Raw genomic sequence first — 21,592 nt, forward strand, 5'->3', positions numbered from 1 at the left:
TCCATGTCAGATTTTCTCGGATCACCGACCCCTACCAGACCACGGCTGCGCCAACTGCTGGACAGCGCGGCACCGGTCCTGGCGCCGGGGGCCTACGACAGCCTGTCCGCGCGCCTGGTCGAGGCCGCCGGGTTCGATGCGGCGTACATGACCGGCTTCGGCACCTCTGCGAGTCTGCTCGGTCGCCCCGACGTCGGATTGCTCACCGCTACGGAGATGACCGACAACGCCCGCCGCATGGCTGCTGCCGTCGACGTCCCGTTGATCGCCGATGCCGATACCGGGTACGGCAACCCTCTCAACGTCATTCGCACCGTCCGCGACTACGAGAGGGCCGGTGTCGCGGCCATCCAGCTCGAGGATCAGGTCGCTCCCAAGCGATGCGGCCACATGGAGGGCAAGGCGGTCGTCCCGGTCACCGACATGGTGGCCAAGCTGGAGGCGGCCGTCGCGGCCCGCACCGATCCGGACCTCCTGATCATCGCTCGGACCGACGCCGCGGCCGTCGACGGGCTGGACGCGGCAATCGATCGCGCCCTGCACTACGCGGACGCCGGCGCCGACCTGTTGTTCGTGGAGGCTCCGGCCAGCATCGACGAGGTGCGTGCGGTGGCGACCCGGTTGAAGGGACATCGCCTGGTGTTCAACTGGGTAGAAGGCGGGCGCACTCCGCCGATGCCGCTGGATGTGCTGGGCGAGCTGGGATTCGCTCTTGTGCTGTTCCCGATCGGCGCGCTGCTGGCCGCTACGAGGTCGATCCAGGACTTCCTGGCCACGATCGTGCGCGACGGGACCCCGGCGGCGGCGTTGTCGCGCCTGCCCTCCTTCGACGAGTTCACCGGGTTCATCGGACTGTCCGAGGTGAACGAACTCGGTTCCCGTTTCGCCGATCGCTGAGCCGGAAGGGTCCGCCTGGCCACATGGCCAGGCGGGCTTTTTCGGTACCGATCGCACCGGGCGACAGCCGGAGACCACTAACACCGCAGCGACGGACGGGCACCCTAGATCCTGATCGAGGGTGCCCGTCCGTCGCCGGTCGTGGTCCGGGCAGTTCAGCCGGTGGCCACCGGTTCCAATTCCAGTCCCGGGTTCTTTGTGCCCTCGGACCGTCCCCCGTCGCTGCGACGACCCGGGATGCATGCCACGAGCGGCGCGAGCCCCCACCGCACCAGACTGATCAAGCCGTAGGGCAGTACGAAGATGAACAGGATCAACGCAGCGCCGTAGGTGATGCCGGCCGCCGACTGATTGAGTTCAGCAGTCCACTGCGGGACGTAGACGACGAAGAAGGCGCCGAACACGACACCGGGCACGGTACCGAGACCTCCGACCACGATCATGGTGATGAACGCGATCGCCAGCGGCAGCCCGAAGGCCTCCGGGCCGACGTACTGGACGACGAAGCTGTAGAGCACCCCGCCGACGCCGGCGAGTGCGGCACTGAGGGCGAACACGGTGGTCTTCGTCCGGGTGGCCGGCATACCGAGGGTCGTCGCCACGGCCTCGTAGTCACGGATCGCGATCAGCGATCGCCCGATGCGGCCGGTGGAGAGCCGGCGCACCACGAGATAGGTCAGCGCGGCGACGAGCAGGCACAGGTAGTACACCCACTGGTCGCGATCGAGACCGGAGGATACGGGTGCCTCGGCCGCGGTGACGTTGATGCCCGCCTGACCGTCGGTCACGTGCTCGAAGCGTTTGATCACGGCGGGGGTCACCAGTGCGAGACCCAGTGTGGCGAGCGCCAACTGGAGGCCGTGGAGCCGCAGTGCCGGCAGCCCGAACAGGTACCCGCCCACATAGCAGACCGCGAAGGCGAGCGGGAGCACCACCGGATAGGCGACACCATGGTTCTCGATCAGCACCGCACTGAGATAGGCGCCCACGGCGAAGAAGAAGCCATGGCCCAGGGAGATCTGACCGGTGTTGCCTGTCAGCAGATTCAGGCCGAGTCCGACCACGACGTACACGAGGACCATGGAACGGTCGAAGTTGACGTACGGCGCCGAGACGAGCGGTGCGACCGCGGCGAGGACGAGCACCACCGCAACGGTGGTACGGCGGAGCCACACCGGTGCGTCGAGTTCGGCGCGGGGGCGGCGGAGCATATCGAGGACTTTCATACCCGCGCCACCTTCCGCGCACCGAAGAGACCTTCCGGCCTGAAGAGCAACACCCCCAGGATGAGGACCAGTGCCACGGCTTGCTTGAAGTCGTGGCCGATCCACTCGATGTACGTACCGGCGAGGTTCTCCGCGACACCGACGCACAATCCGCCGACGAGGGCGCCGACCGGACTGTCCAATCCGCCGAGAACGGCGGCAGCGAATGCGTAGATCAGCGACGCGACGAGCATGTTCGGCTGGAGGAACAATTGCGGGGCCGCGAGCGACGCCGCGAGTGCGCCGATCGCCGCCGCCAATCCCCAGCCGATCATCAGCATGCGACCTACCGGAATACCCACCAGCTCAGCGGAATCCGGATTTCCGGCGGCCGCCCGCATCGCGAGGCCGACACGGGTACGCTGGAACAGGAGGAACAGCAGCGCCGCGACAACCACGACCGCGCCGACGATCACGAGGGACTGCCGCGAGACTGCCACCGTCCCCAGCGTCACCACCGGTCCGGACACCGTCGACGGAAACTCCCTGCTCTGCACACCCCAGATCCAGCCGGCCGCGCTGTTGAGGACCAGCATCAGTCCGAGAGTGATGATGACGAGCGGCATGTGGTTCGGCGAGCCCGCCAGCGGCCGGATCAGCACCCGCTCGGTGACGGCGCCCATGAGGAACGCTACCGCCATCGCCCCGAGGATCGCGACATACAGCGGCGCACCCCACTGGTGGAACTGCCACGCGAAGAACGCCGCGAACATCGCCATCTCCCCCTGCGCGAAGTTCACGATCCCGGAGGCCCGGTAGACGAGGACGATGCTCAATGCGAACGCACCGTACAGTGCGCCCCACGTGAGCCCGTCTACCAATTGTTGAAGAAAGACGTGCATGACTCACTCCTGTGCTCAGTAGCCGAGGTAGGCGCGTCGCACCGACTCGTCGTGTGCGAGACCGGCGGCGGGACGCTGGGCGACGATGCGACCGGCGTCGACGAGCACCGCGGATGACCCGATGTCGAGGGCCAGGTGCGCGTTCTGCTCGACGACGAGAATTGTCGTCCCCATCTCCGCATTGATGCGGCTCAGCGCACGGAACACCTCCTGGGTGATGCGGGGGGCCAGGCCGAGGGACGGCTCGTCGAGCAGCAGCAGCCGTGGTGCGGCGACGAGGGCCCGGGCGATGGCGAGCATCTGCTGCTCGCCGCCACTGAGTCCGCCGGCCTGCTGCCGACGCCGCTCCCGCAGCCGGGGGAAGAAGTCGTACCACTGCTCGATCGCCCGGTCGGTGTCGGCGACGGCGGCCGCGTACCCTCCGATGCGGAGGTTCTCCTCGACCGTCAGGTCGCCGAAGGTGCCGCGGCCCTGCGGAACGTGCGCGATCCCGAGACGCGCGATCCTGTCGGTGCGCATGCCTGCGATGTCCCGGCCGTCGAATTCGATCCGGCCACGAGTGCGGACCATGCCGCACAGCGCCCGCAGGATGGTGGTCTTGCCGGCACCGTTCGCGCCGAGCACCACCGTCACCGCGCCCTTCTCGGCTTGAAATTCGATGCCGTGCAGAACTTCTGCACTTCCGTACCAGGCGAAAAGCCCCTCGACGCTCAGCAGGCTCACGCCGCACCCCCCAGGTATGCCTCGACGACCTCGGGGTGCGCGGCCACGTCGGCCGGAAGCCCCTCCGTGATCTTCTGCCCGAAGTTCAGCACGACGACGCGGTCCGAAATCGACATCACCATCGCCATGTGGTGCTCGACCAGCAGCACCGAGAATCCTCGTTCGTCACGCAGTTGCCGGACGGTCTCGGCGAGTTCGAGCACCTCCTCATGGATGAGGCCGTTCGCGGGTTCGTCCAGCATCAGCAACTTCGGACGCTGCATCAGCGCCCGCGCGAGTTCGATCCGTTTCAGCGTCCCGTACGGAAGGGTGCCCGCCGGTTCGCGACCGACCCGGGCGAGGTTCATCGACTCGAGCAGTGCCCATGCCTCGTCGCGCTCGCGTCGCTCCTCACGTCCGGTCATCGGCAGACCCAGCGCGGCCCCGAGAAACCCGGTCCGGGTACGCGAGTACGCACCGGTCAGCACGTTGTCCACAACCGACATCGTGGGGAACAACCCGATGTTCTGGAACGTTCGGGCGATACCGACATCCGCGACCCCGTCCGCCGACAGCGACAGCAGATCCTTGTCCCCGAAGGCGATTCGTCCCGATTCCGGCTGGTACAGCCTGCTGATGCAGTTGAACAGTGTCGTCTTTCCCGCCCCGTTCGGACCGATCAACCCGACGATGTGGCCGGGCTCGATCGTGAACGAGGGACCGTCGAGCGCGACGACGCCGCCGAACCGGAGCCGGACCTCCTCCACGACCAGGGCGGGAACCGCGCCGTCGTCGCCGGCGTCCGGTACGGACGTCATCGCTCGGTGCTGCGGGTGACCGCAGCGTCGTAGTGCCACCTGCCGTCGCGGAACGTCATCGGCGCCATCGAGGTGATCGCGTAGGGATAGTCCGGCGTGGTGTCGAAGGTGATTCCCTCGATCGCGAGGTCGGTGGTCACACCCCGCATGTTCTGCACCGCGTCGAGCAGGTCGGCCCGCGTGCAGCCGTTCATCTGCTTCAGTGCGGTCACCAGCAGCTGGGCGGTGTTGTAGCCGGTCGCCGCGATGGTGTCGGTGGTCTTGATCTTCCCGGAGTTGCGTTCGGCGAATTCCCGCCATTTCTGCACTCCGGGCTTGGCGTCGTGGTCGGTGCTGCTGACGTCGTAGATCCAGTAGAAGGAGTGGATGCCCTCGGCGGCGTCCGGACCGGCAGGGGCGAGGACGAAGTTGGTGTCGGTGGCGCCCGAGTAGATGTAGGTGTCGGGTTTCCATCCGAGTTCGTGCGCCTTCTTCAGCGACTGGGTCACGAAGCTCGCCGTCGCGAAGTTGACGAAGACGTCGGCGCCGGAGTTCGCGAGGTTGACCACCTGCGAGTCGACGGACGGCGTCGTCTGCTCGTAGGCCTGCTGTGCGACGACCGCGGTACCGCTGCCGTCGAGTGCGGACTTCAGGGCGTCGAGGCTTCCGTTGCCGAGGCTGTCGTTCGGGTACAGCACCGCGATCTTCGCCTGTGGATGGTCGCGCAGGATGATCTCGGCACGCTCCGAGACCTCCCATCGTGTCTGCGGGTTCACCGCTCCGGCCACGACAGGGCGCTGCTCGTGCGTGGCCAGCAGTTCGTCGGTGCCGGTCATCGGGAACACGAGCGGCACGTTCTTCTGCGTCAGGTAGTCCACGACGGCGAGCGTCGAGGCGGTGCCGATCAGATTCTGGATCGCGAAGACCTGTTCCTGTTCGACCAGTGAGCGGACGTTGCCGACGGTGCGTGCGGGGTCGTATCCGTCGTCCATCGCGATGTACTCGATCTTGCGGGTCTTCCCGTCACCCATGGTGACCCCGCCCGCGGCGTTGATCTCGTCGAACAGCGCGGTTGCGGCGACCGCTTGAGGTCCCGCGACGGACTGCATGAGGCTTGTTCCGAAGCGGATCTCGGTGTCGGTGATTCCGGGATCGCAGTCACCCGCCGAAGTGGCGGTGTCCCGGCCGGAACAGGCTGCCAGGGCGGCGGTGGTGCACAGGGCAGTAAGGCCCACGGCAAGAGTACGTTTCATGGTCGCTCCGTGTGTCGAGAGGTGCGCAGGGCAGGACAGAAGTGCCGCTCGGGGCGGCGGGCCGGACTGGCAGGCTTGTGCTAGACGAGTGTTCGGGTGGCGAAGCGCTCGCGAAGATCGCGCTTGAGGATCTTGCCGCTGACGTTCTTCGGGAGGGCGTCGACGAATTCGACGCGCCTCGGCACCTGGAATCCGCCGAGGTGCTCTCGGCACGTCGCGATGATCTCGTCCGCGGTAGCGGTGGAGCCGGAGCGCAGAGCAACAATGGCGCAGACGATTTCGCCCCACGTCTCGTCCTTGACGCCGATCGCGGCCGCCTCGGCCACCGCCGGATGACTGTACAGGGCCTGTTCCACCGTGAGAGAAGCGATGTTCTCGCCACCACTGATGATCAGGTCCTTCTTGCGGTCCACGATGTAGACGAATCCTTCGGCGTCCCGTCGCACCAGATCACCGGTGTGGAACCAGCCGTCGGTGAACGCGGCGTCCGTCGCGTCGGTGTCGTTCCAGTAGCCGGCCATCACCTGGTCGCCACGGACGACCATCTCGCCGATCTCACCGACCGGAACGTCCCGCAGCTCGTCGTCCACGATTCGAATATCCGCCAAACGCATCGGCTTTCCGGCTGCCGCAAGGAGGTTGGACTCCCCGTTCGCGGCGCGCCGATGCGCCTGCTGGTCGAGGTGCAGCACATTTCCGGCCAGCTCGGTCATGCCCATACCCTGATAGAAGTCACAACCGAGGCGGTCGAGTCCCTCCCGCAGTACGGGAGCGGGAATCGCCGACGAACCGTACCCGATCGCCTCCAGCGTGCCGAGGTCGTGCGCGTCGAGCGCCGGATCCTGCAGCAGGAAGTTGATCATCGTGGGCGCCAGGCCGGTCTGGGTGACCTTCCACTGCTGGACCAGCCGGAGGAAGGTGGCATTGTCGTAGGCGCGGATGATCCCGACCGTGGCACCCATCAGGTGGTTCAGGAGCGTCACGTAACCGCCGACGTGGCAGAGCGGGAAGCAGAACAGGAAGACGGTGTCCTCCGGCAGCGCCCACTGGAGGGCCGAGGAGGTTATGCCGGTGAGGAGGTTGCGGTGGCTGAGCATCACACCCTTCGGCACCCCGGTCGTGCCGCTGGTGTAGACGATCCATGCGATGTCGTCAGGACGCGGACGCACCTTCGGTTCCGTCGCGGGCGCGCCGGCGACGAACGCGTCCCATGACAAGAACGCCGCATCGGCGTCGGCGGCGCCGATCACGACGACGGTATGCACCGACGTGATCCGGTCGCGGATACTCGCGACCATCTCGGCGAAGTCCTCGGAGACTACGAGGACCGCGGCGCCCGAGTGCTCGACGAGCGCCGCGATCTGCTCGGGATGCAGCCGGAAATTCAGGATCGTCAACGCCATGCCCGCCATGGGCACGCCGTAGTAGCAGTCGAAGTACTCGGTGCGGTTCGTGGAGAGGATCGCGACGCGGTCGCCGGGGTCCGCGACGCCGAGGAGTGCGTTCGCGAGGCGGCGGCTGCGGTCGCGCAGCTGGCCGTAGCCGACCGTCTCGTCTTCGAAGCGCAGGGCGATGCGATCGGGATGCTTGCGTGCGCCGTACTCGACGATGTCGCTGAGCAGCATTCGGTTCTCCTTGGCGTGATGAAATGGGCGGTATCGGGTCGGTTCAGCCGAGCGCGAGGATTCCGGCTGCCGGTCGTGTCAACGGATGGCGAGAGGGTTGATCGGGGAACCGACTGCCCGGGTGAACTGCAACGGCGGCCCCGTGTAGAAGAAGTCGTAGACGCCGTCGGCGGCGCATGCCTTCGAGAGTTCTTCGAAGTCGAGCATCTCGGCGAGCGTCATGCCCATGTCTCGGATCAGGACCATGTGCAGTTCGAAGAGGGCGCCCGGGTTCTCCCCGGGTATCACCTCGACGGCCCAGTTGTCGGCACCTACGACCGCCACGTCCCGGTCGCGCAGCCACTGTGCGCACGACAGGCTCAGCCCCGGCTCTCCCGCCATGTACGCGGCCGAATCGGACTCCGCGAGAAACTTGGCGTGCCAACCGGTTCGGATCAGGAGGATGTCGCCCGGCCCGACCTCGACGCCCTGCGCTTCCACGACGGCATCGAGTTCCTCGGGTGTGATCGCGGTTCCCGACTCGAGCCATGGGAGACCCCGATGCCGGGCGACGTCGAGGAGCACGCCGCGGCCCGCGATGCCCTTGGCCTGGGTGTGGATGCCGCACTTGTCGGCGCCCTTGACGGTGACGCCGTCGCCGGGATGCCCGTTGTACAGCTGCTCGTCGTAGTGGACGTGCGCGAGGGAGTCGTACTGCGACCCGGCTTGCAGCGGCATGAAGACGTAGTCGTCGGCCCACTTGAAACCGCCCGGCAACACCTGCTCCTGCCCGTTCTCGGACATCAGCCGGATCGGGTTGATCCGGCTTCCGCCCGGCTGCGGACCGTTGCCGTCGAGCGGGATGCCCAGTTCGAAGATCTGTCCGGTTCGGATCAGCCGTGCCGCGTCCCTGACCCGCTCGGGGGTGATGAGGTTGGTCGTGCCGCGCTCGTCGTCGGCGCCCCACCGCCCCCAATTCCGTACCTTTCGTCCGAGTTCACGCATGTCAGGAACGGCGGCGGTCATCGATATCTCCTCTGGACAGTGAAACGCGTCGGACATGCAGTATGACGTGACAGTCATGTCAACTGCGCTCAGATTGTGTTCCACAACACTCGGAGTGTCAACACCCGGCCGGACATCATCGGACGATGGCGACCACTGGTGGTCGGATGCAGCGTCGGCTCGATGAGCGGATACCGACGCGCCGCCGAACTTCGTCGCACCCCAGGTGAGTACGTCGCGGTCCTCATCGTCCGCCCTGGAACGGAGGTCCTGGAACAGTGCAGTCGGGGCGCCGAAAACGCTTCCGGCACCGCTGCCCTGTGGGACGGCGTAGGCCCCGCCGAGTGCCTCAGTGCCGGGACCTGGATCAAGAACACTCCTCTCCGTTCCACGCCACCTGTTGACCGACGCAGTGCCCGACCTCGACTCGGCTCTCATGCGGACACTTCCGGACTCTCCGAATCCGAAACTGTTGACCGCATGGCCGGACGTGTCGATGCGGCACCTCGACGCCGACGGAGCGCACACCGCCGGCGCATGGTGCTCGATCTCCTCCGCTCGGCGATTGCACGAACCCGCGGCGACGCCGGCGACTCCCGCCAAGTAATCCTGAAGGAGGTCAGCTGATGAGCCCGCCGACAGAGCTGCCCGGCGGCGACGCGGGACGGGGAAACCATTATCTGTACGCCCGAACGCCCTGGGGTAGCACCATCGAACTCGTCACCCGTCCCACGTCACAGGCCTACGAGTCCGGCACCGGGCTACGCCGATGGCGTCCGTCGGCCACGAAGCCGAACGACTCGCGTCACCAGGAGCCCTGACCCTCGTGAAGCCGCGTACGACGGCAAACCGGTCCAATCCATGAACCGGTGAGAAAGGCCCCGGGCCGAGAAGCTCCCCGCAGAGATCTTCTCGGCCCGGCCCTCGCCCACCGGCGCGGCGTACAGTTCACCGACGCCGACGGATATACACAGGTCACCCGCAGCCTCGAGCGGATCAGCCTCCACTCCGAATCGGCGATTCGCGGCGCTCCGACCGCTCCACTTCGGCCCTGCCTTACCGAAGGCAGAGGCGGCAGACTCGCCCCATCGCCGCCGCCCCGGAAAGGACCCCACGTGAGCGCCCCCTCCCTGTCCCAGCACACGACGACGCTGCGTTTCCTCGACTCCGCCGACGGCAGTCCGCTCGGCTGCCTCGCCTCGTGGCCGAACCACCGGTTCACTCTCACCGACGTCGTCGACGTCCTGCGGCGCTTCGGTCTTCACGTGAGCGACCACCGGCCGCTGGACGAGCCGGGGGCGCACCACTTCACGATCGCGCCGTCCGGAACCGCCGCTCCGGATGCCGGGGTGCTCGACCTGATCGCGGACGCGTTCGTCGCGGGCGCCGAAGGCCGCACCGACATCGACGACTTCTCGATACTCGTTCTGCAGGAGGGCATCTCGTGGCGGTGGGTCGACCTGATCCGGGCAGCCGTCCGGTTCCTGGCGCAGGCCGGCATCGGCCTGTCGCCGACGTACATGCTCGGCTGCCTGACGGCCACCCCCGGCTATGCCGCGGCCCTCGCCGCACTGTTCGACGCCCGGTTCCGCCCCGGGCTGCCCGACCGGGAAGCCGCCGTCGCCGCCGCGGCCTCGGCAGTGGCCGGCCACATCGATCGCGCCGCGACCTTCGACCTCGACCGGACCCTGCGAGGGCTGCGCTCGTTCGTCGACGCGACCCTGCGTACCAACTGGTTCCAGAGCGGGGGCACCAAACCGTACGCGTCGTTCAAGCTCGATCCGTCCGCACTGACCGTCGGCGGGGCGATCGTGCCGCTGCGGGAGATCTACGTCCACTCCCGCGACGTCGAGGGCGTGCACGTGCGGGCCGAGCTCGTCGCGCGGGGCGGGCTGCGGTTCTCCGAACGCCCGGAGGACTACCGCACGGAGGTCCTCGGACTGATGGCGACCCAGGCCGTCAAGAACGCACCCATCGTCCCGGGCGGCGCCAAGGGCGCCTTCGTGATCCGCCCCGGATCCACCGCGGACCTCACCACCGCATACACCACTTTCATCCGCGGCCTGCTCGACGTCGTCGACAACGTCGTCGACGGAGCGCCGACCACCCCGACCGACACCGTCGCCTACGACGGCGCGGACGCCTACCTGGTGGTCGCCGCCGACAAGGGCACCGCCCGCATGTCCGACACGGCGAACGCCGTTGCCGCCGAATACGGTTACTGGCTCGGCGACGCCTTCGCCTCGGGCGGCTCGGCCGGCTACGACCACAAGGCGATGGGCATCACCGCCCGCGGCGCATGGGTGGCCGTGCGGCACCGCTTCGCCGAACTCGGACACGACGTCGACACGCAGACCTTCACCGTCGCGGGCATCGGCGACATGTCGGGTGACGTCTTCGGCAACGGCATGCTGCTCAGCGACCGCATCCGCCTCGTCGCGGCCTTCGACCACCGGCACATCTTCCTCGACCCCGACCCGGATCCCGACGCCTCCCACCGCGAGCGCGCGCGTCTGTTCGCGCTGCCGCGCTCGTCCTGGGCCGACTACGACCCCGCGGCGATCTCCGCGGGTGGCGGCGTGTGGCCGCGCACCGCCAAGGCCGTGCCGCTGTCCGCGGCCGCCCGCGCGGCCCTCGGGATCGACGCCGAGACCCTGACGCCCGACGAACTGATCAAGGCCGTGCTCCGCGCGCCCGTGGACCTGCTGTGGAACGGCGGCGTCGGCACGTATGTGAAGGCCTCCGACGAGACGCACGGCGACGCCGCCGATCCCGCCAACGACCGGGTCCGGGTCGACGCCTGCGAGGTGCGTGCGCGCATCGTCGGTGAAGGCGGCAATCTCGGCTTCACCCGCGCCGCACGTGTCGAGTACGCGCGCCACGGCGGCCGCTGCGACGGCGACTTCATCGACAACGCCGCCGGCGTCGCCACCTCCGACAGGGAGGTCAACATCAAGATCGCAGTCGATCGCGCGGTCGCGGCCGGAACGCTGGCGCCCGGACAGCGGGAGACGCTGCTCGCCGCGGTGACCGACGACGTGGCCGAGGCCGTGCTCACGGCGTCCCGGGATCAGGTGCTCGCCCTGGGTTGCAGCGAGCACGACGCCCCGGCGCTGCTCACCCAGCACGAGCGGCTGATCGAGGATCTGGCGCGGGCCGGCCGGATCGCCCGCGACGGCGACGGCCTGCCCCCGACGGCGGAGATCCGGGAGCGGAGCCGGGCGGGAACGGGCCTGCTGCGACCGGAACTCGCTGTGCTGCTGGCGCAGTCGAAGAACGTCGTCGCGAGCGAGCTGGCCGCGTCGTCGCTGCCGGACTCCCCGGCCTGCACCCCGTGGGCCGAGAACTACTTCCCCGCCGAGATCCTGGCCCGCGCCGGAAGCGGCGTGGCCGAGCATCCGCTGCGCCGGGAGATCGTCGTCGCGTCGCTCGCGGACGAGCTCGTCAACCGTCTCGGCCCGGGAGCCCTGTACCGGTTCGAGGAACGGTTCGGCGCCGCCACCGCGGACTCGGCGCGCGCTTACGTGGTGGTCAGCAGCGTGCTGCACACCGAGGACATCCGAACCCGGATCCTCGCGGCGGGCTCCGATGCCCGCAGCACGCTGGCGGAGCTGAGCGCGCTCGCGCGCGTCGTCGAGGCCGAGATGGCGTGGTTGCTGCGCCACACCGCCCGCCGGACGCTCCGCGACGTGCTCGCGGGTGCGTGCGACGACGCGGACACACCGGAGGCTCTCGTGGCGCTCTTCGCCGCGCCCGTCGCCGCCGCACTGGGCAACCGGCCGTCGGCCGAGGACTGCCGTGGCGCGTTCGCGAACGCCGCGGTGGCGCTGCGCCTGGGCACCGACCCCGCCCGTGTCGCCGCGGCCCGGGACGCACTGATCGACAGCCTTCACATCCGTTGGCTGCTCGAAGGTTTCGCCATCCGCGTCCGCGGCTCCTACTGGGAGGCCATGGGCGCGGCGGCCCTGCGCGACGAGATCTCCGACCGCCTCGACGCGCTCGTCGTCACCGCGCTCGACGGGAGTGCCGCGGACCCGACCGGTCGCACGCACCGTCTCGTGCGGCTCCTCGACCGGCTCCGCGGCGAGGACGCGGTGGACACCGCACGGCTGGCCGTGATCGCCGGGGAACTGCGCCTGCTCGACCGTTGAGCGCGTGCCTCGCAGGGACGGGACCCTGTGTGCGGCATGGTGCTATGGCGTGGTCGATGCGTGGTCTTCGCGCTCGGTCACCTGCGGCGAAGGCCGGTGCTCGCGAGGGTGCCCTCGACCGCCGTGCCGACGGTCGAGGGCACCGACGAGATGCTTACGCGTCATCCTGCCGCTTGGCTGCTTCCCGTCCCGCGAGGTAACCGAACACCAGCCCGAGCGAGATCGTCCCCCCGGCGCCTCCGTAGAAGCCCTTCGTGGGTGCGCCTCCTGCGTTGCCGGCGGCGTACAGGCCTGGAATGACCTTGCCTTCGGTGTTCAGCGCGCGTCCGAGTGCGTCGGTCTTCGGGCCGCCCACGGTGCCGAGCGCGCTGGCCTGGACCTCGAGCGCGTAGTACGGCGCGGTGTCGACCGGTCCCAGCACGCTCGACTTCGGGCTCTTCAGCATGGGCCGGATGATCTTCGCCAGGGGTCCGACCACGAGGGAACGCACGCGTTCGGGGTCGTTCCGCTTCGCCACCCGTCCGGCGAGCTTGCTCACGATCGGACCGATCGCCGCGGCGATGCGCATCCGCGCCTTTGCGGTGGCGGCGGGGAACCGCGCGTCGGGCGAGTTCTTGCCCAGCCGGGGATAGTAGGCGCCGAAGTAGCGGTCGAACAAGGTCTCCCCGCGGTGGAACTGCGGGTCGCGAGCTCGGGCGGCCTCGGGGTTGAACCGGTCGACTGTGCGGAGCAGCCCCACCTCGTCGACCCCGATCTTGTTCGCCAGCTCCGACAGGGTGTCGGCGCGGTGGAGGTAGTCGGGCACCTCTGCGCCCGGCGTGACGCCGAAGATCCCGAACTTCGTCCAGTAGTTGTGGTCGAAGATCAGCCAGGCCGTGGCATTGGGCATGGTGCCCGTCTCCGGGTCGACCTCGCGCATGATCTGCCCGAACTGGTCGTAGGCCAGGGCCTCGTTCGCGAAGCGCTCACCCTTGCTGTTGACCATGATGCTGTGCGGCAGCGCTCGCTCGCCCAGGAACACACGACTGAGCGGGCGGCCCTCCAGCTCTTCACCGGGCAGCTGCACGCCGGGCATCCACCAGGCGTCCTCCATGCCGGTCAGATCAGCGCCCACCTCCTGCGCCAGCTGCACCGCGATGCCGTCGTGGCCCTGGGGGGAGACCTGCACGCCGAAGGGCGCGTCGAGGTAGGTCGTGGTGATCTCGGTCGAGCTCTCGAACCCGCCGCTGGCCAGCAGGACCCCCCGGGTGGCACGCACCGTGTGCTCGACGCCGTCGGCCCGCACGACGATCCCCCGCACCCCCGATTCGTCGGTGACAAGCCGGGTCGCGGGCGTCTCGACGCGAACGTCGACGCCGTTGCGCAGCCCCGCCTCGAGCAGTGCTCCGATCAAGGCCGGTCCGGCGAGCCAGACGTCGTCGATGCCGATCCCGCCCAGCAACCAGAACGGGAGCGGGTTCTTGGCCATGCCCGTGGTCAGGGCCGGTCGCACGTACTTCGCGTTCTCCCCGAGTCCCTCCGGGGAGTACGGGCCGGGGAACAGTGCCCGACCGACGGACGCGCCGTCGATGTCGGAGCGGTAGTCCGGCCAGATCGTCGGGATCCACCCGAAGGAGGTGTGCTCTTCGATGAACCGGGCGACGTGCGGTCCGGTCTCCAGGAACTTCTCCACCAGGTCGTGGTCGAGGATCCGGTCGCGACCTTGGCCGTAGATGTACCGCCGCGCCTGGTCCAGGTCGTCGTGCACCTTCAGGTCCTTGGTCGAGAAGCCGTGGTTGGGGATCCAGGCGGCACCCGCCGAGATGCCGGTGGCGCCCCCGACGATCTCCCGGGACTCGACCACGAGGACTCGTGCCCCCTCCTTGGCGGCGGTGAGCGCCGCCATCAGGCCTGCGCCGCCGGACCCGACGATCGCCACGTCCACCTCGTCGGGGATGCCCTTCTGGGACACGGTCCCGATGGAGCCGCTGTGCTTGGTCGAACTGCTAGCCATGATCCTCCGTACGGTCGGTTTCGGTCACGCCCCTCCCGACGGAAGGGCGCGACGCTCGTCATATAGTTGATTACTCAATCATATAGTTGAACACTCAACCATACTTTCCTGTTCCCGGCCGAAGTCGCCCCGCGAAGACCACTCGGGCTCTCCCCGGGAACGGTGCCGCGCCGGCTCCGACGGCATTCCGGCCGGCTGGACGAGCTCGCCCGCAGCGTGAAGGGCCGACTACGACTGCAGCACTACGCCGTTTCCAGCTACCTAGGGCGCCGGTTCCCCGATCAGCAGGGCGAGCAGCAACTCGGCCCGGACGCGGGCGTCGCCGAGGTCGACGCCGAGCACCTGCTCCGCCTTGGCGATCCGGCTGCGCAGGGTGTGCCGGTGCACCTCCAGAGCCGCGGCCGCCGCCTCCCACTGCCCGTTCGCCTCGAGGAACGCCCGCAACGACGCGACGAGCCTGGTCCCCCGGCCGCGGTCGTAGTCGGCGAGAGCGGAAACAGTGGACGCAGCCACGGATTCGAGTACGGCCCGCACCGCCGGGGAGGCGAGCAGGGCGGTTCCGTGCGTGGCGTCGAACTCGACGAGGCGGTGGGCCGCGTCCGCCGCGGCCACGGCGTGTTCGGCCTGCTCGACGGCGCGGCGGGTGTCGGCGAGCCGGTGCGCGGCGCTGAGCCCGGCGCGGAGGGTGCGCGCCTGCGACGGGGCGAGGTCCGCCAGTAGCGCCGCCACGTCGGACAGCGTGTCCTCACCGCGCAGCAGCACGGTGAGCGCCTCGTCGCCGCTGCGCGCGTACAGCGGGCGCTGCCGGGCGCCGAGACCGGCGTCCAGCACGCGCCGCACGTCGGCCGCGGCCGGGGTGTGCAGACGCAGGATCCGGATGCGGTTGCGGGCGCCGACCGCGTCGGCGAGATACTCCAAGGCGTCGCCGGAGTCGAGGACGTCGTCGACGAGCAGGCCGAATGCCTTCGCGCCCAGCGCGTTCCGCTCCGCGCGCAGCCGCCGCGGCTTGTCCAGCTCGAGGGTGACGAGGGAGACGGCGTGGCCGATCAGGACGAGTTCGACGTTCTCGAGCGGGCGGTCGGCCTGCACGGCCAGGTGTCCGCTGACGAGGCCGGCGTGCGTGACCGGTTGCACCGTCAGCGTCCGGCCGGGCCGGCTCGTGGTGACCGAGCCGGCACCGTCCCGGCGCAGCTCCGAGATCTGCTCTGCCAGCTCCGCCGCGGCCTCGGGGTGAGCGACCACCTCCCCGCTGCGCTCGTCGAGGTAGGCGACGGCGGCGCTGGTGGCGACGGCCAGTTCCCGCACGATCGCGGCCACGCCGCCGCGCAGCGCGGCGCGGGTGATGCGCACCTGGGTGTCGGCGGCGCGTCGCACCAGCTCGTACTGCTGTTCGGCGAGCCGGGCGGTGACGGCACGGCTGACGGCGGCGAACGGCGTCGTGTACGGCACCTCGAGCAGCGCCAGCCCCACCGCGTCGGCCGCCTCGAGCACCGACTGCGGGATCCGCTCGTGCGACAGCCCGGTGCCGAACCCCAGGGCGGCGACGCCCGCCTCCGCGAGGCGGCGCACGTAGTCACCGCCCTCCTCCGCATGCAGCCCCAGGCCGGTCGTGAGGACGAGTTCCCCGCCGGAGAGCCAGGGCCGCGGGTCCAGCAGTTCGGTGGGCTGGACGAAGCCGATCGGCCGCTCCTTCCCGGTCCGGCCGCCGCGCAGTGCCAATCCCAGTCCCGGTTGCCGCAGCAGCCAGGCGATGCCGACGCTCATGGGGCCATCGTAAGACCGCTCGACGAAATGGCGCGGTGCGATTCACCGGGTTGTACGAATCGGCCCTGTCTCGGGTCCGCGGACGCTCCCATACTCGAATCGTCTCTACGCCGCCGAGCCCGAGGAAGTCCCCCATGACGAGCATCGAATACCGCCTTCCGCAGCAGCGTCGCCTGGTCACCGCGCTGCCCGGCCCGCGCTCGGCGGCACTGACCGAGCGTCGCCGCACGGCCGTCGGGGCGGGTGTGGCCTCCTCCGTGCCGGTCTACGCCGCCGACGTCGACGGCGGCATCGTCGTCGACGTGGACGGCAACGCCCTGATCGACCTCGGTTCCGGCATCGCGGTCACCAGTGTCGGCGCCTCGGACCCGGCGGTCGTGGCGGCGGTGCAGGAGCAGGTCGCGCACTTCACGCACACCTGCTTCATGGTCACTCCCTACGAGGGCTACATCGCCGTCGCCGAGAAGCTCGCGGCCCTGACCCCCGGCGACCACGCCAAGCGCACGGTGCTGTTCAACAGCGGCGCGGAGGCGGTGGAGAACGCGGTCAAGATCGCCCGGGTCGCGACCGGTCGCAGCGCCGTGGTGGTCTTCGACCACGCCTACCACGGCCGCACCAACCTGACGATGGCGCTGACCGCGAAGAACCAGCCCTACAAGGAGGGCTTCGGCCCGTTCGCCCCGGACATCCACCGCGTGCCGGCGTCGTACCCGTTCCGCGAGGGCCGCAACTACGACGGCACCGAGGTCACCGGTGAGCAGGCCGCCCATCGCGCGATCGTGCAGATCGACAAGCAGATCGGTGCGCACAACGTCGCCGCGATCGTGCTCGAGCCCATCCAGGGCGAGGGCGGATTCATCGTGCCGGCCAAGGGTTTCCTGCCGACCCTCGTCGACTGGGCGAAGGCCAACGGCATCGTCTTCGTCGCCGACGAGGTGCAGACCGGCTTCGCGCGCACGGGCGACTGGTTCGCCAGCAACGACGAGAACGTCGTGCCGGACCTGATGACCCTCGCCAAGGGCATCGCCGGCGGCATGCCGCTCGCCGCGGTGACCGGCCGCGCCGAGCTGATCGACGCCGTCCACGGCGGCGGCCTCGGCGGCACCTACGGCGGCAACCCCGTCGCGTGCGCCGCGGCGCTGGCCACGCTGGACCGGATCGAGCAGCTGGACCTGTGCGGCCGCGCCCGGCGCATCGAGCAGATCGCCACCGAGCGGCTGCGGGCGCTCGCCGCGGACGTCGACATCGTCGGCGAGGTCCGCGGCCGCGGCGCGATGCTCGCCGTCGAGTTCGTGCAGCCCGGCACGCGCGAGCCGAATCCGGAGGCCACCAAGGCGATCGCCGCGAAGGCGCTCGAGCAGGGCGTCATCGTGCTCACCTGCGGCACCTACGGCAACGTCGTCCGCCTGCTGCCGCCGCTGGTGATCTCCGACGAGCTGCTCACCGACGGCCTCGACGTCCTCGCCTCCGCCGTCCGCGACGTCGCGGGCGTGCGCCCGACCCTGGCAGGAGCCACCCGATGACCCACACCCTCCCCGCGGGCGTCCCGACCCGGCTCTGGCTGGGCGGCAAGCTCACCGACTCGTCCACCGGCGCGACGTTCCCCGTCGAGGACCCCGCCACCGGCGCGGTGCTCGCCGACGTCGCCGACGCCTCCGCCGACGACGGGCTGCGCGCCCTCGACCTCGCCGTCGCCGCGCAGACCGAGTGGGCCGCGACCCCGCCCCGGGTGCGCGGCGAGATCCTGCGCACCGCCTTCGACCTCGTCCACGCCCGCGCCGACGACTTCGCCCGCGTCATCACCCTCGAGATGGGCAAGACCGTCGCCGAGGCGCGCGGCGAGGTGAACTACGGCGCCGAGTTCCTGCGCTGGTTCGCCGAGGAGGCCGTGCGCATCGGCGGCCGCACCGCCACCGCCCCCGCCGGCGGCGGGCGCATCCTCGTCACCAAGGAACCGGTCGGGCCGGTCCTGGCGATCACCCCGTGGAACTTCCCGCTGGCGATGGCCACCCGCAAGATCGGCCCGGCCCTGGCCGCGGGCTGCCCGATCCTTCTCAAGCCGGCCGCCGAGACCCCGCTGACGATGCTGCTGCTCGGGCAGGTCTTCGCCGACGCCGGCCTGCCGGCCGGGGTGCTGTCGATCCTGCCCGCCACCGACGCCGCGGCGCTGACCGGGCCGCTGCTCACCGACGCGCGGCTGCGCAAGATCACCTTCACCGGCTCCACCGGCGTCGGCAAGCTGCTGGTCCGCCAGTCCGCCGACCGGCTGCTGCGCACGTCCATGGAACTCGGCGGCAACGCCCCGTTCCTGGTGTTCGCCGACGCCGACGTCGACGCCGCCGTGGACGGCGCGATGGCCGCGAAGATGCGCAACGGCGGCGAGGCCTGCACCGCCGCCAACCGCTTCCACGTCGCCCGCAGCGTCGCCGGCGAGTTCACCGACAAGCTCACCGCCCGCATCGCGGCGCTGCGCACCGGCCACGGCCTCGACGACGGCACCGACCTCGGCCCGCTGATCACCGCCCGGCAGCGCGCCACGGTCGAGGCACTGGTGCGCGACGCCGTCGAGCGCGGTGCCCGGGTCCGCACCGGCGGGCAGATCCCCGCCGGACCCGGCACGTTCTACCCGCCGACCGTGCTCGACGAGGTCCCGGCCGACGCGCGGCTGCTGCGGGAGGAGATCTTCGGTCCGGTCGCGGCGATCACCGTCTTCGACACCGAGGACGAGGCGATCGCCGCCGCCAACGCCACCGAATACGGCCTGGCCGCGTACTTCTACACCCGCGACCTCGACCGCGCGATGCGCGTGGCGTCCGCGCTGAAGACCGGCATGGTCGGTGTCAACCGCGGCATCATCTCCGACGTCGCCGCCCCGTTCGGTGGCGTCAAGGAGTCCGGATTCGGCCGCGAAGGCGCGGCCGAGGGTATCGAGGAGTACCTCGACACCAAGTACATCGCGCTGTAGGACCCGGGGCGGGACGCCCGCCCCGGCAATCGAATACCGGCTCGGTCCGGGATCACGGCACACCGCCGGTCCCGGACCGAGCCGTATCCTCTTGCGGCTCAGTCCTTCCGGAGCAGCTCCAGGCGCGCCTCGAGTCCGGCGATCATCGCGTCGAGTCCGGCGTCGAAACCGGCGTCCGGGGTGTAGTGGCCGCCCGATCCGGCGAACGCGTCGATCGCCGCGGTGAACACCGGACTGTCGCCGGCGAGGTCGGCGGTGTCGAAGATGTCGGCCGGTGCGTTGGCGTCGAGCGCGGAGCCGAAGATGAACGACTCCAGCGCGACGACGACCGGCACGATCGTGTCGATCGGCCACCCGGCCTCCGCGAAGCCCGCCGCCACCGCCTCGTACACCGCCAGGGTGCGGGGCGCGCCCGCGACGGGCATCACGGCGATCACCGGGACCAGCGGCGCGTGCCGGGCGAACACGTCCCGGTAGGACAGGGCCCACCGCCGCGTCGCCACCGCCCACGGCTCGGCGCCGAAGCCGCTCACGTCGACCTTCGTCATGAGGTCCTCCTGCACCCACAGCAGGACGTCCTGCTTCGAGCTCACGTGGTTGTACAGGGCGGACGGGGCCACACCGAGGGCACGGGCGAGCTTGGCGACGGTGAAGGCGTCGTAGCCGCCCTGCTCGATCACGTCGAGCGCCGCGTCGGTGATCGCCTGCCGAGACAGCACTTTCGTCGACGGCCGGCCGGCGCGTCGATGCGTCCCCTCCCCCACGCCGCTCCCCTTCGTCTCACGATTCCGGCCACGAATTGCCGCGAAGGTCTTCTCCTCGCGCCCCGATGAGGTTACAGTGTGATGCGACACATATGAATGTCGTTCATTTTCTCGAAGGGGAATCCCATGAAATCCATCGAGCGTGACGTCGTCGTCGTCGGGGCGGGCCCGTCCGGCCTGACCGCCGCCTACCGCCTCCGGCAGGCGGGCCTGCGGGTCGCCGTCCTCGAAGCCCGCGACCGCGTCGGCGGCCGCACCTGGACCGACACGATCGACGGAGCGATGCTCGAGATCGGCGGTCAGTGGGTGTCCCCCGACCAGACCGCCCTGATCGCGCTGCTCGACGAACTGGGCCTGCGCACGTTCTCCCGCTACCGCGAGGGCGAGAACATCTACCTCGACGCCGAGGGCCGGCCCGTCCGGTACCGCGGCGAGATGTTCCCCACGTCCGAGCACACCCGCGCCGAGATGGACAAGCTGATCGCGCTGCTCGACGAACTCGCCGCCGAGATCGGCCCCCAGCAGCCGTGGGCGCATCCGCGGGCGCGGGAACTCGACACCGTCTCCTTCCACCACTGGTTGCGGGCCAACTCCGACGACGAGGAGGCGTGCAACAACATCGGGCTGTTCATCGCGGGGGGCATGCTCACCAAGCCGGCCCACGCGTTCTCCGCACTGCAGGCGATCCTCATGGCGGCCTCCGCGGGCTCGTTCAGCAACCTCGTGGACGAGGACTTCATCCTCGACAAACGCGTCGTGGGCGGCATGCAGCAGGTGTCGCAGCGGCTCGCCGAAAAGCTCGGCGACGACGTCTTTCTCGGCAACCCGGTCCGGACCCTGCACTGGTCCGAGGGCGAAGAACCGGGCGCGCCCGGGCACGTGCGGGCGGTGGCCGACGGCGTCACCGTCGATGCCCGCTTCGCCGTGCTGGCCGTGCCGCCGAACCTGTACTCCCGGATCTCCTACGTCCCGCCGCTGCCGCGCCGCCAGCACCAGATGCACCAGCACCAGTCCCTCGGTCTCGTCATCAAGGTGCATGCCGTGTACGACACGCCGTTCTGGCGCGAGGACGGCCTGTCCGGCACGTGCTTCGGCGCCGGGGCACTCGTCCAGGAGATCTACGACAACACCAACTTCGAGGATCCGCGCGGCACCCTGGTGGCCTTCGTGGCGGACGAGAAGGCCGACGCCGTCTTCGAACTCCCCGCCGAGGAGCGCAAGGCCGCGATCCTCTCGTCCATGGCCGGCTACCTCGGCGAGAAGGCGCTGAGCCCGGTCGTCTACTACGAATCCGACTGGGGCTCGGAGGAGTGGACCCGCGGAGCCTACGCGGCAAGCTACGACCTCGGCGGCCTGCACCGCTACGGCAAGGACCAGCTCACCCCCGTCGGTCCGATCCTCTTCTCGTCGTCCGACCTCGCCGCGGAGGGCTACCAGCACGTCGACGGAGCCGTGCGCATGGGCGAGGACACGGCCCGGCGCATCCTCGACGCCCTCGGCTCCCGGTCGGCCGCGGCCGCGGTGGCCGGCGCTCCGGCACACTGACCGCCCCTAGCGGCCCGGCCGCCTCGACCCCGAAGAACCTGCTCT

16 protein-coding genes are annotated in these 21,592 nt (G+C 69.8%); 6 read left to right on the forward strand and 10 right to left on the reverse strand.

The genetic code is table 11. The annotated features are described in order from the left end of the window. The first annotated feature begins 3 nt into the window (after positions 1-3). Positions 4-897: an isocitrate lyase/PEP mutase family protein gene (locus tag ISO16_RS11845; protein ID WP_072636104.1), complete on the forward strand. Its 894-nt coding sequence runs from the start codon at positions 4-6 to the stop codon at positions 895-897. 155 nt (positions 898-1,052) lie between these two features. On the opposite strand, the gene ISO16_RS11850 is transcribed toward ISO16_RS11845, so the two are convergent. The 7 genes from ISO16_RS11850 to ISO16_RS11880 form a co-directional block, all read right to left on the reverse strand. Then, complete coding sequence (locus ISO16_RS11850; RefSeq protein ID WP_072636105.1) at positions 1,053-2,123, reverse strand: branched-chain amino acid ABC transporter permease; 1,071 nt, start codon at positions 2,121-2,123, stop codon at positions 1,053-1,055. Then, a complete protein-coding gene (locus ISO16_RS11855) occupies positions 2,120-3,004 on the reverse strand; it encodes a branched-chain amino acid ABC transporter permease (protein WP_006935206.1) in 885 nt (294 codons plus the stop codon). Before ISO16_RS11855 ends, ISO16_RS11850 begins: the two co-directional genes overlap by 4 nt. 15 nt (positions 3,005-3,019) lie before the next feature. Continuing rightward, positions 3,020-3,727 (reverse strand): ABC transporter ATP-binding protein, encoded by a 708-nt coding sequence (locus ISO16_RS11860; RefSeq protein WP_072636106.1) that lies wholly within the window; start codon positions 3,725-3,727, stop codon positions 3,020-3,022. Then, complete coding sequence (locus tag ISO16_RS11865) at positions 3,724-4,524, reverse strand: ABC transporter ATP-binding protein (RefSeq protein ID WP_006935204.1); 801 nt, start codon at positions 4,522-4,524, stop codon at positions 3,724-3,726. The genes ISO16_RS11860 and ISO16_RS11865 overlap by 4 nt, the downstream gene beginning before the upstream one ends. After that, positions 4,521-5,756, reverse strand: a complete 1,236-nt coding sequence (locus ISO16_RS11870) for an ABC transporter substrate-binding protein (protein ID WP_072636107.1) — start codon at positions 5,754-5,756, stop codon at positions 4,521-4,523. The genes ISO16_RS11865 and ISO16_RS11870 overlap by 4 nt, the downstream gene beginning before the upstream one ends. An 80-nt stretch (positions 5,757-5,836) precedes the next feature. Then, entirely contained in the window at positions 5,837-7,381 is a 1,545-nt protein-coding gene (locus ISO16_RS11875) for a long-chain-fatty-acid--CoA ligase (RefSeq protein ID WP_072636108.1), read from the reverse strand. A 78-nt stretch (positions 7,382-7,459) separates the two neighbouring features. After that, positions 7,460-8,386, reverse strand: a complete 927-nt coding sequence (locus ISO16_RS11880) for a cyclase family protein (protein WP_043798519.1) — start codon at positions 8,384-8,386, stop codon at positions 7,460-7,462. 605 nt (positions 8,387-8,991) lie between these two features. On the opposite strand from ISO16_RS11880, the gene ISO16_RS11885 reads away from it, so the two are divergent. Together ISO16_RS11885 and ISO16_RS11890 are read left to right on the forward strand one after the other, a co-directional pair. After that, positions 8,992-9,186: a hypothetical protein gene (locus tag ISO16_RS11885; RefSeq protein ID WP_206003393.1), complete on the forward strand. Its 195-nt coding sequence runs from the start codon at positions 8,992-8,994 to the stop codon at positions 9,184-9,186. A 294-nt stretch (positions 9,187-9,480) separates the two neighbouring features. Then, complete coding sequence (locus ISO16_RS11890) at positions 9,481-12,516, forward strand: NAD-glutamate dehydrogenase domain-containing protein (protein ID WP_072636110.1); 3,036 nt, start codon at positions 9,481-9,483, stop codon at positions 12,514-12,516. Positions 12,517-12,670: 154 nt separating this feature from the next. Here the strand turns inward: ISO16_RS11890 and ISO16_RS11895 are convergent, their stop codons facing one another. Both ISO16_RS11895 and ISO16_RS11900 read right to left on the reverse strand, forming a co-directional pair. Next, the gene (locus ISO16_RS11895) at positions 12,671-14,509 is read right to left on the reverse strand and encodes an FAD-dependent oxidoreductase (RefSeq protein ID WP_072636111.1); all 1,839 of its coding nucleotides are present in this window, start codon (positions 14,507-14,509) and stop codon (positions 12,671-12,673) included. A gap of 261 nt (positions 14,510-14,770) precedes the next feature. Then, positions 14,771-16,273, reverse strand: coding sequence for a PucR family transcriptional regulator (locus tag ISO16_RS11900; protein ID WP_072636112.1), 1,503 nt, complete (start codon positions 16,271-16,273; stop codon positions 14,771-14,773). A 134-nt stretch (positions 16,274-16,407) separates the two neighbouring features. On the opposite strand from ISO16_RS11900, the gene gabT reads away from it, so the two are divergent. Next, on the forward strand, positions 16,408-17,796 hold the full coding sequence (gene gabT, locus ISO16_RS11905; protein WP_029545882.1) for a 4-aminobutyrate--2-oxoglutarate transaminase: 1,389 nt from the start codon (positions 16,408-16,410) through the stop codon (positions 17,794-17,796). Beyond that, positions 17,793-19,238: an NAD-dependent succinate-semialdehyde dehydrogenase gene (locus ISO16_RS11910; protein WP_072636113.1), complete on the forward strand. Its 1,446-nt coding sequence runs from the start codon at positions 17,793-17,795 to the stop codon at positions 19,236-19,238. Before gabT ends, ISO16_RS11910 begins: the two co-directional genes overlap by 4 nt. Before the next feature lie 98 nt (positions 19,239-19,336). On the opposite strand, the gene ISO16_RS11915 is transcribed toward ISO16_RS11910, so the two are convergent. Further along, a complete protein-coding gene (locus ISO16_RS11915; RefSeq protein WP_006935192.1) occupies positions 19,337-20,002 on the reverse strand; it encodes a TetR/AcrR family transcriptional regulator in 666 nt (221 codons plus the stop codon). A 126-nt stretch (positions 20,003-20,128) separates the two neighbouring features. Between ISO16_RS11915 and ISO16_RS11920 the strand changes: the two genes are divergently transcribed. Beyond that, positions 20,129-21,547, forward strand: a complete 1,419-nt coding sequence (locus ISO16_RS11920) for a flavin monoamine oxidase family protein (RefSeq protein ID WP_072636114.1) — start codon at positions 20,129-20,131, stop codon at positions 21,545-21,547. The last annotated feature ends 45 nt before the right edge of the window (positions 21,548-21,592 follow it).

The sequence above is a fragment of the Rhodococcus sp. M8 genome (assembly GCF_015654185.1).
GTDB classification, from domain to species: domain Bacteria; phylum Actinomycetota; class Actinomycetes; order Mycobacteriales; family Mycobacteriaceae; genus Rhodococcus; species Rhodococcus aetherivorans.

What these genes read in the sequence shown, in the direction of transcription:
- ISO16_RS11845 (WP_072636104.1), top strand. Translation starts at nt 4, where the DNA reads ATGTCAGATTTTCTCGGATCACCGACCCCTACCAGACCACGGCTGCGC.
- ISO16_RS11850 (WP_072636105.1), bottom strand. Translation starts at nt 2,123, where the DNA reads ATGAAAGTCCTCGATATGCTCCGCCGCCCCCGCGCCGAACTCGACGCA.
- ISO16_RS11855 (WP_006935206.1), bottom strand. Translation starts at nt 3,004, where the DNA reads ATGCACGTCTTTCTTCAACAATTGGTAGACGGGCTCACGTGGGGCGCA.
- ISO16_RS11865 (WP_006935204.1), bottom strand. Translation starts at nt 4,524, where the DNA reads ATGACGTCCGTACCGGACGCCGGCGACGACGGCGCGGTTCCCGCCCTG.
- ISO16_RS11870 (WP_072636107.1), bottom strand. Translation starts at nt 5,756, where the DNA reads ATGAAACGTACTCTTGCCGTGGGCCTTACTGCCCTGTGCACCACCGCC.
- ISO16_RS11875 (WP_072636108.1), bottom strand. Translation starts at nt 7,381, where the DNA reads ATGCTGCTCAGCGACATCGTCGAGTACGGCGCACGCAAGCATCCCGAT.
- ISO16_RS11880 (WP_043798519.1), bottom strand. Translation starts at nt 8,386, where the DNA reads ATGACCGCCGCCGTTCCTGACATGCGTGAACTCGGACGAAAGGTACGG.
- ISO16_RS11885 (WP_206003393.1), top strand. Translation starts at nt 8,992, where the DNA reads ATGAGCCCGCCGACAGAGCTGCCCGGCGGCGACGCGGGACGGGGAAAC.
- ISO16_RS11895 (WP_072636111.1), bottom strand. Translation starts at nt 14,509, where the DNA reads ATGGCTAGCAGTTCGACCAAGCACAGCGGCTCCATCGGGACCGTGTCC.
- ISO16_RS11900 (WP_072636112.1), bottom strand. Translation starts at nt 16,273, where the DNA reads ATGAGCGTCGGCATCGCCTGGCTGCTGCGGCAACCGGGACTGGGATTG.
- gabT (WP_029545882.1), top strand. Translation starts at nt 16,408, where the DNA reads ATGACGAGCATCGAATACCGCCTTCCGCAGCAGCGTCGCCTGGTCACC.
- ISO16_RS11910 (WP_072636113.1), top strand. Translation starts at nt 17,793, where the DNA reads ATGACCCACACCCTCCCCGCGGGCGTCCCGACCCGGCTCTGGCTGGGC.
- ISO16_RS11920 (WP_072636114.1), top strand. Translation starts at nt 20,129, where the DNA reads ATGAAATCCATCGAGCGTGACGTCGTCGTCGTCGGGGCGGGCCCGTCC.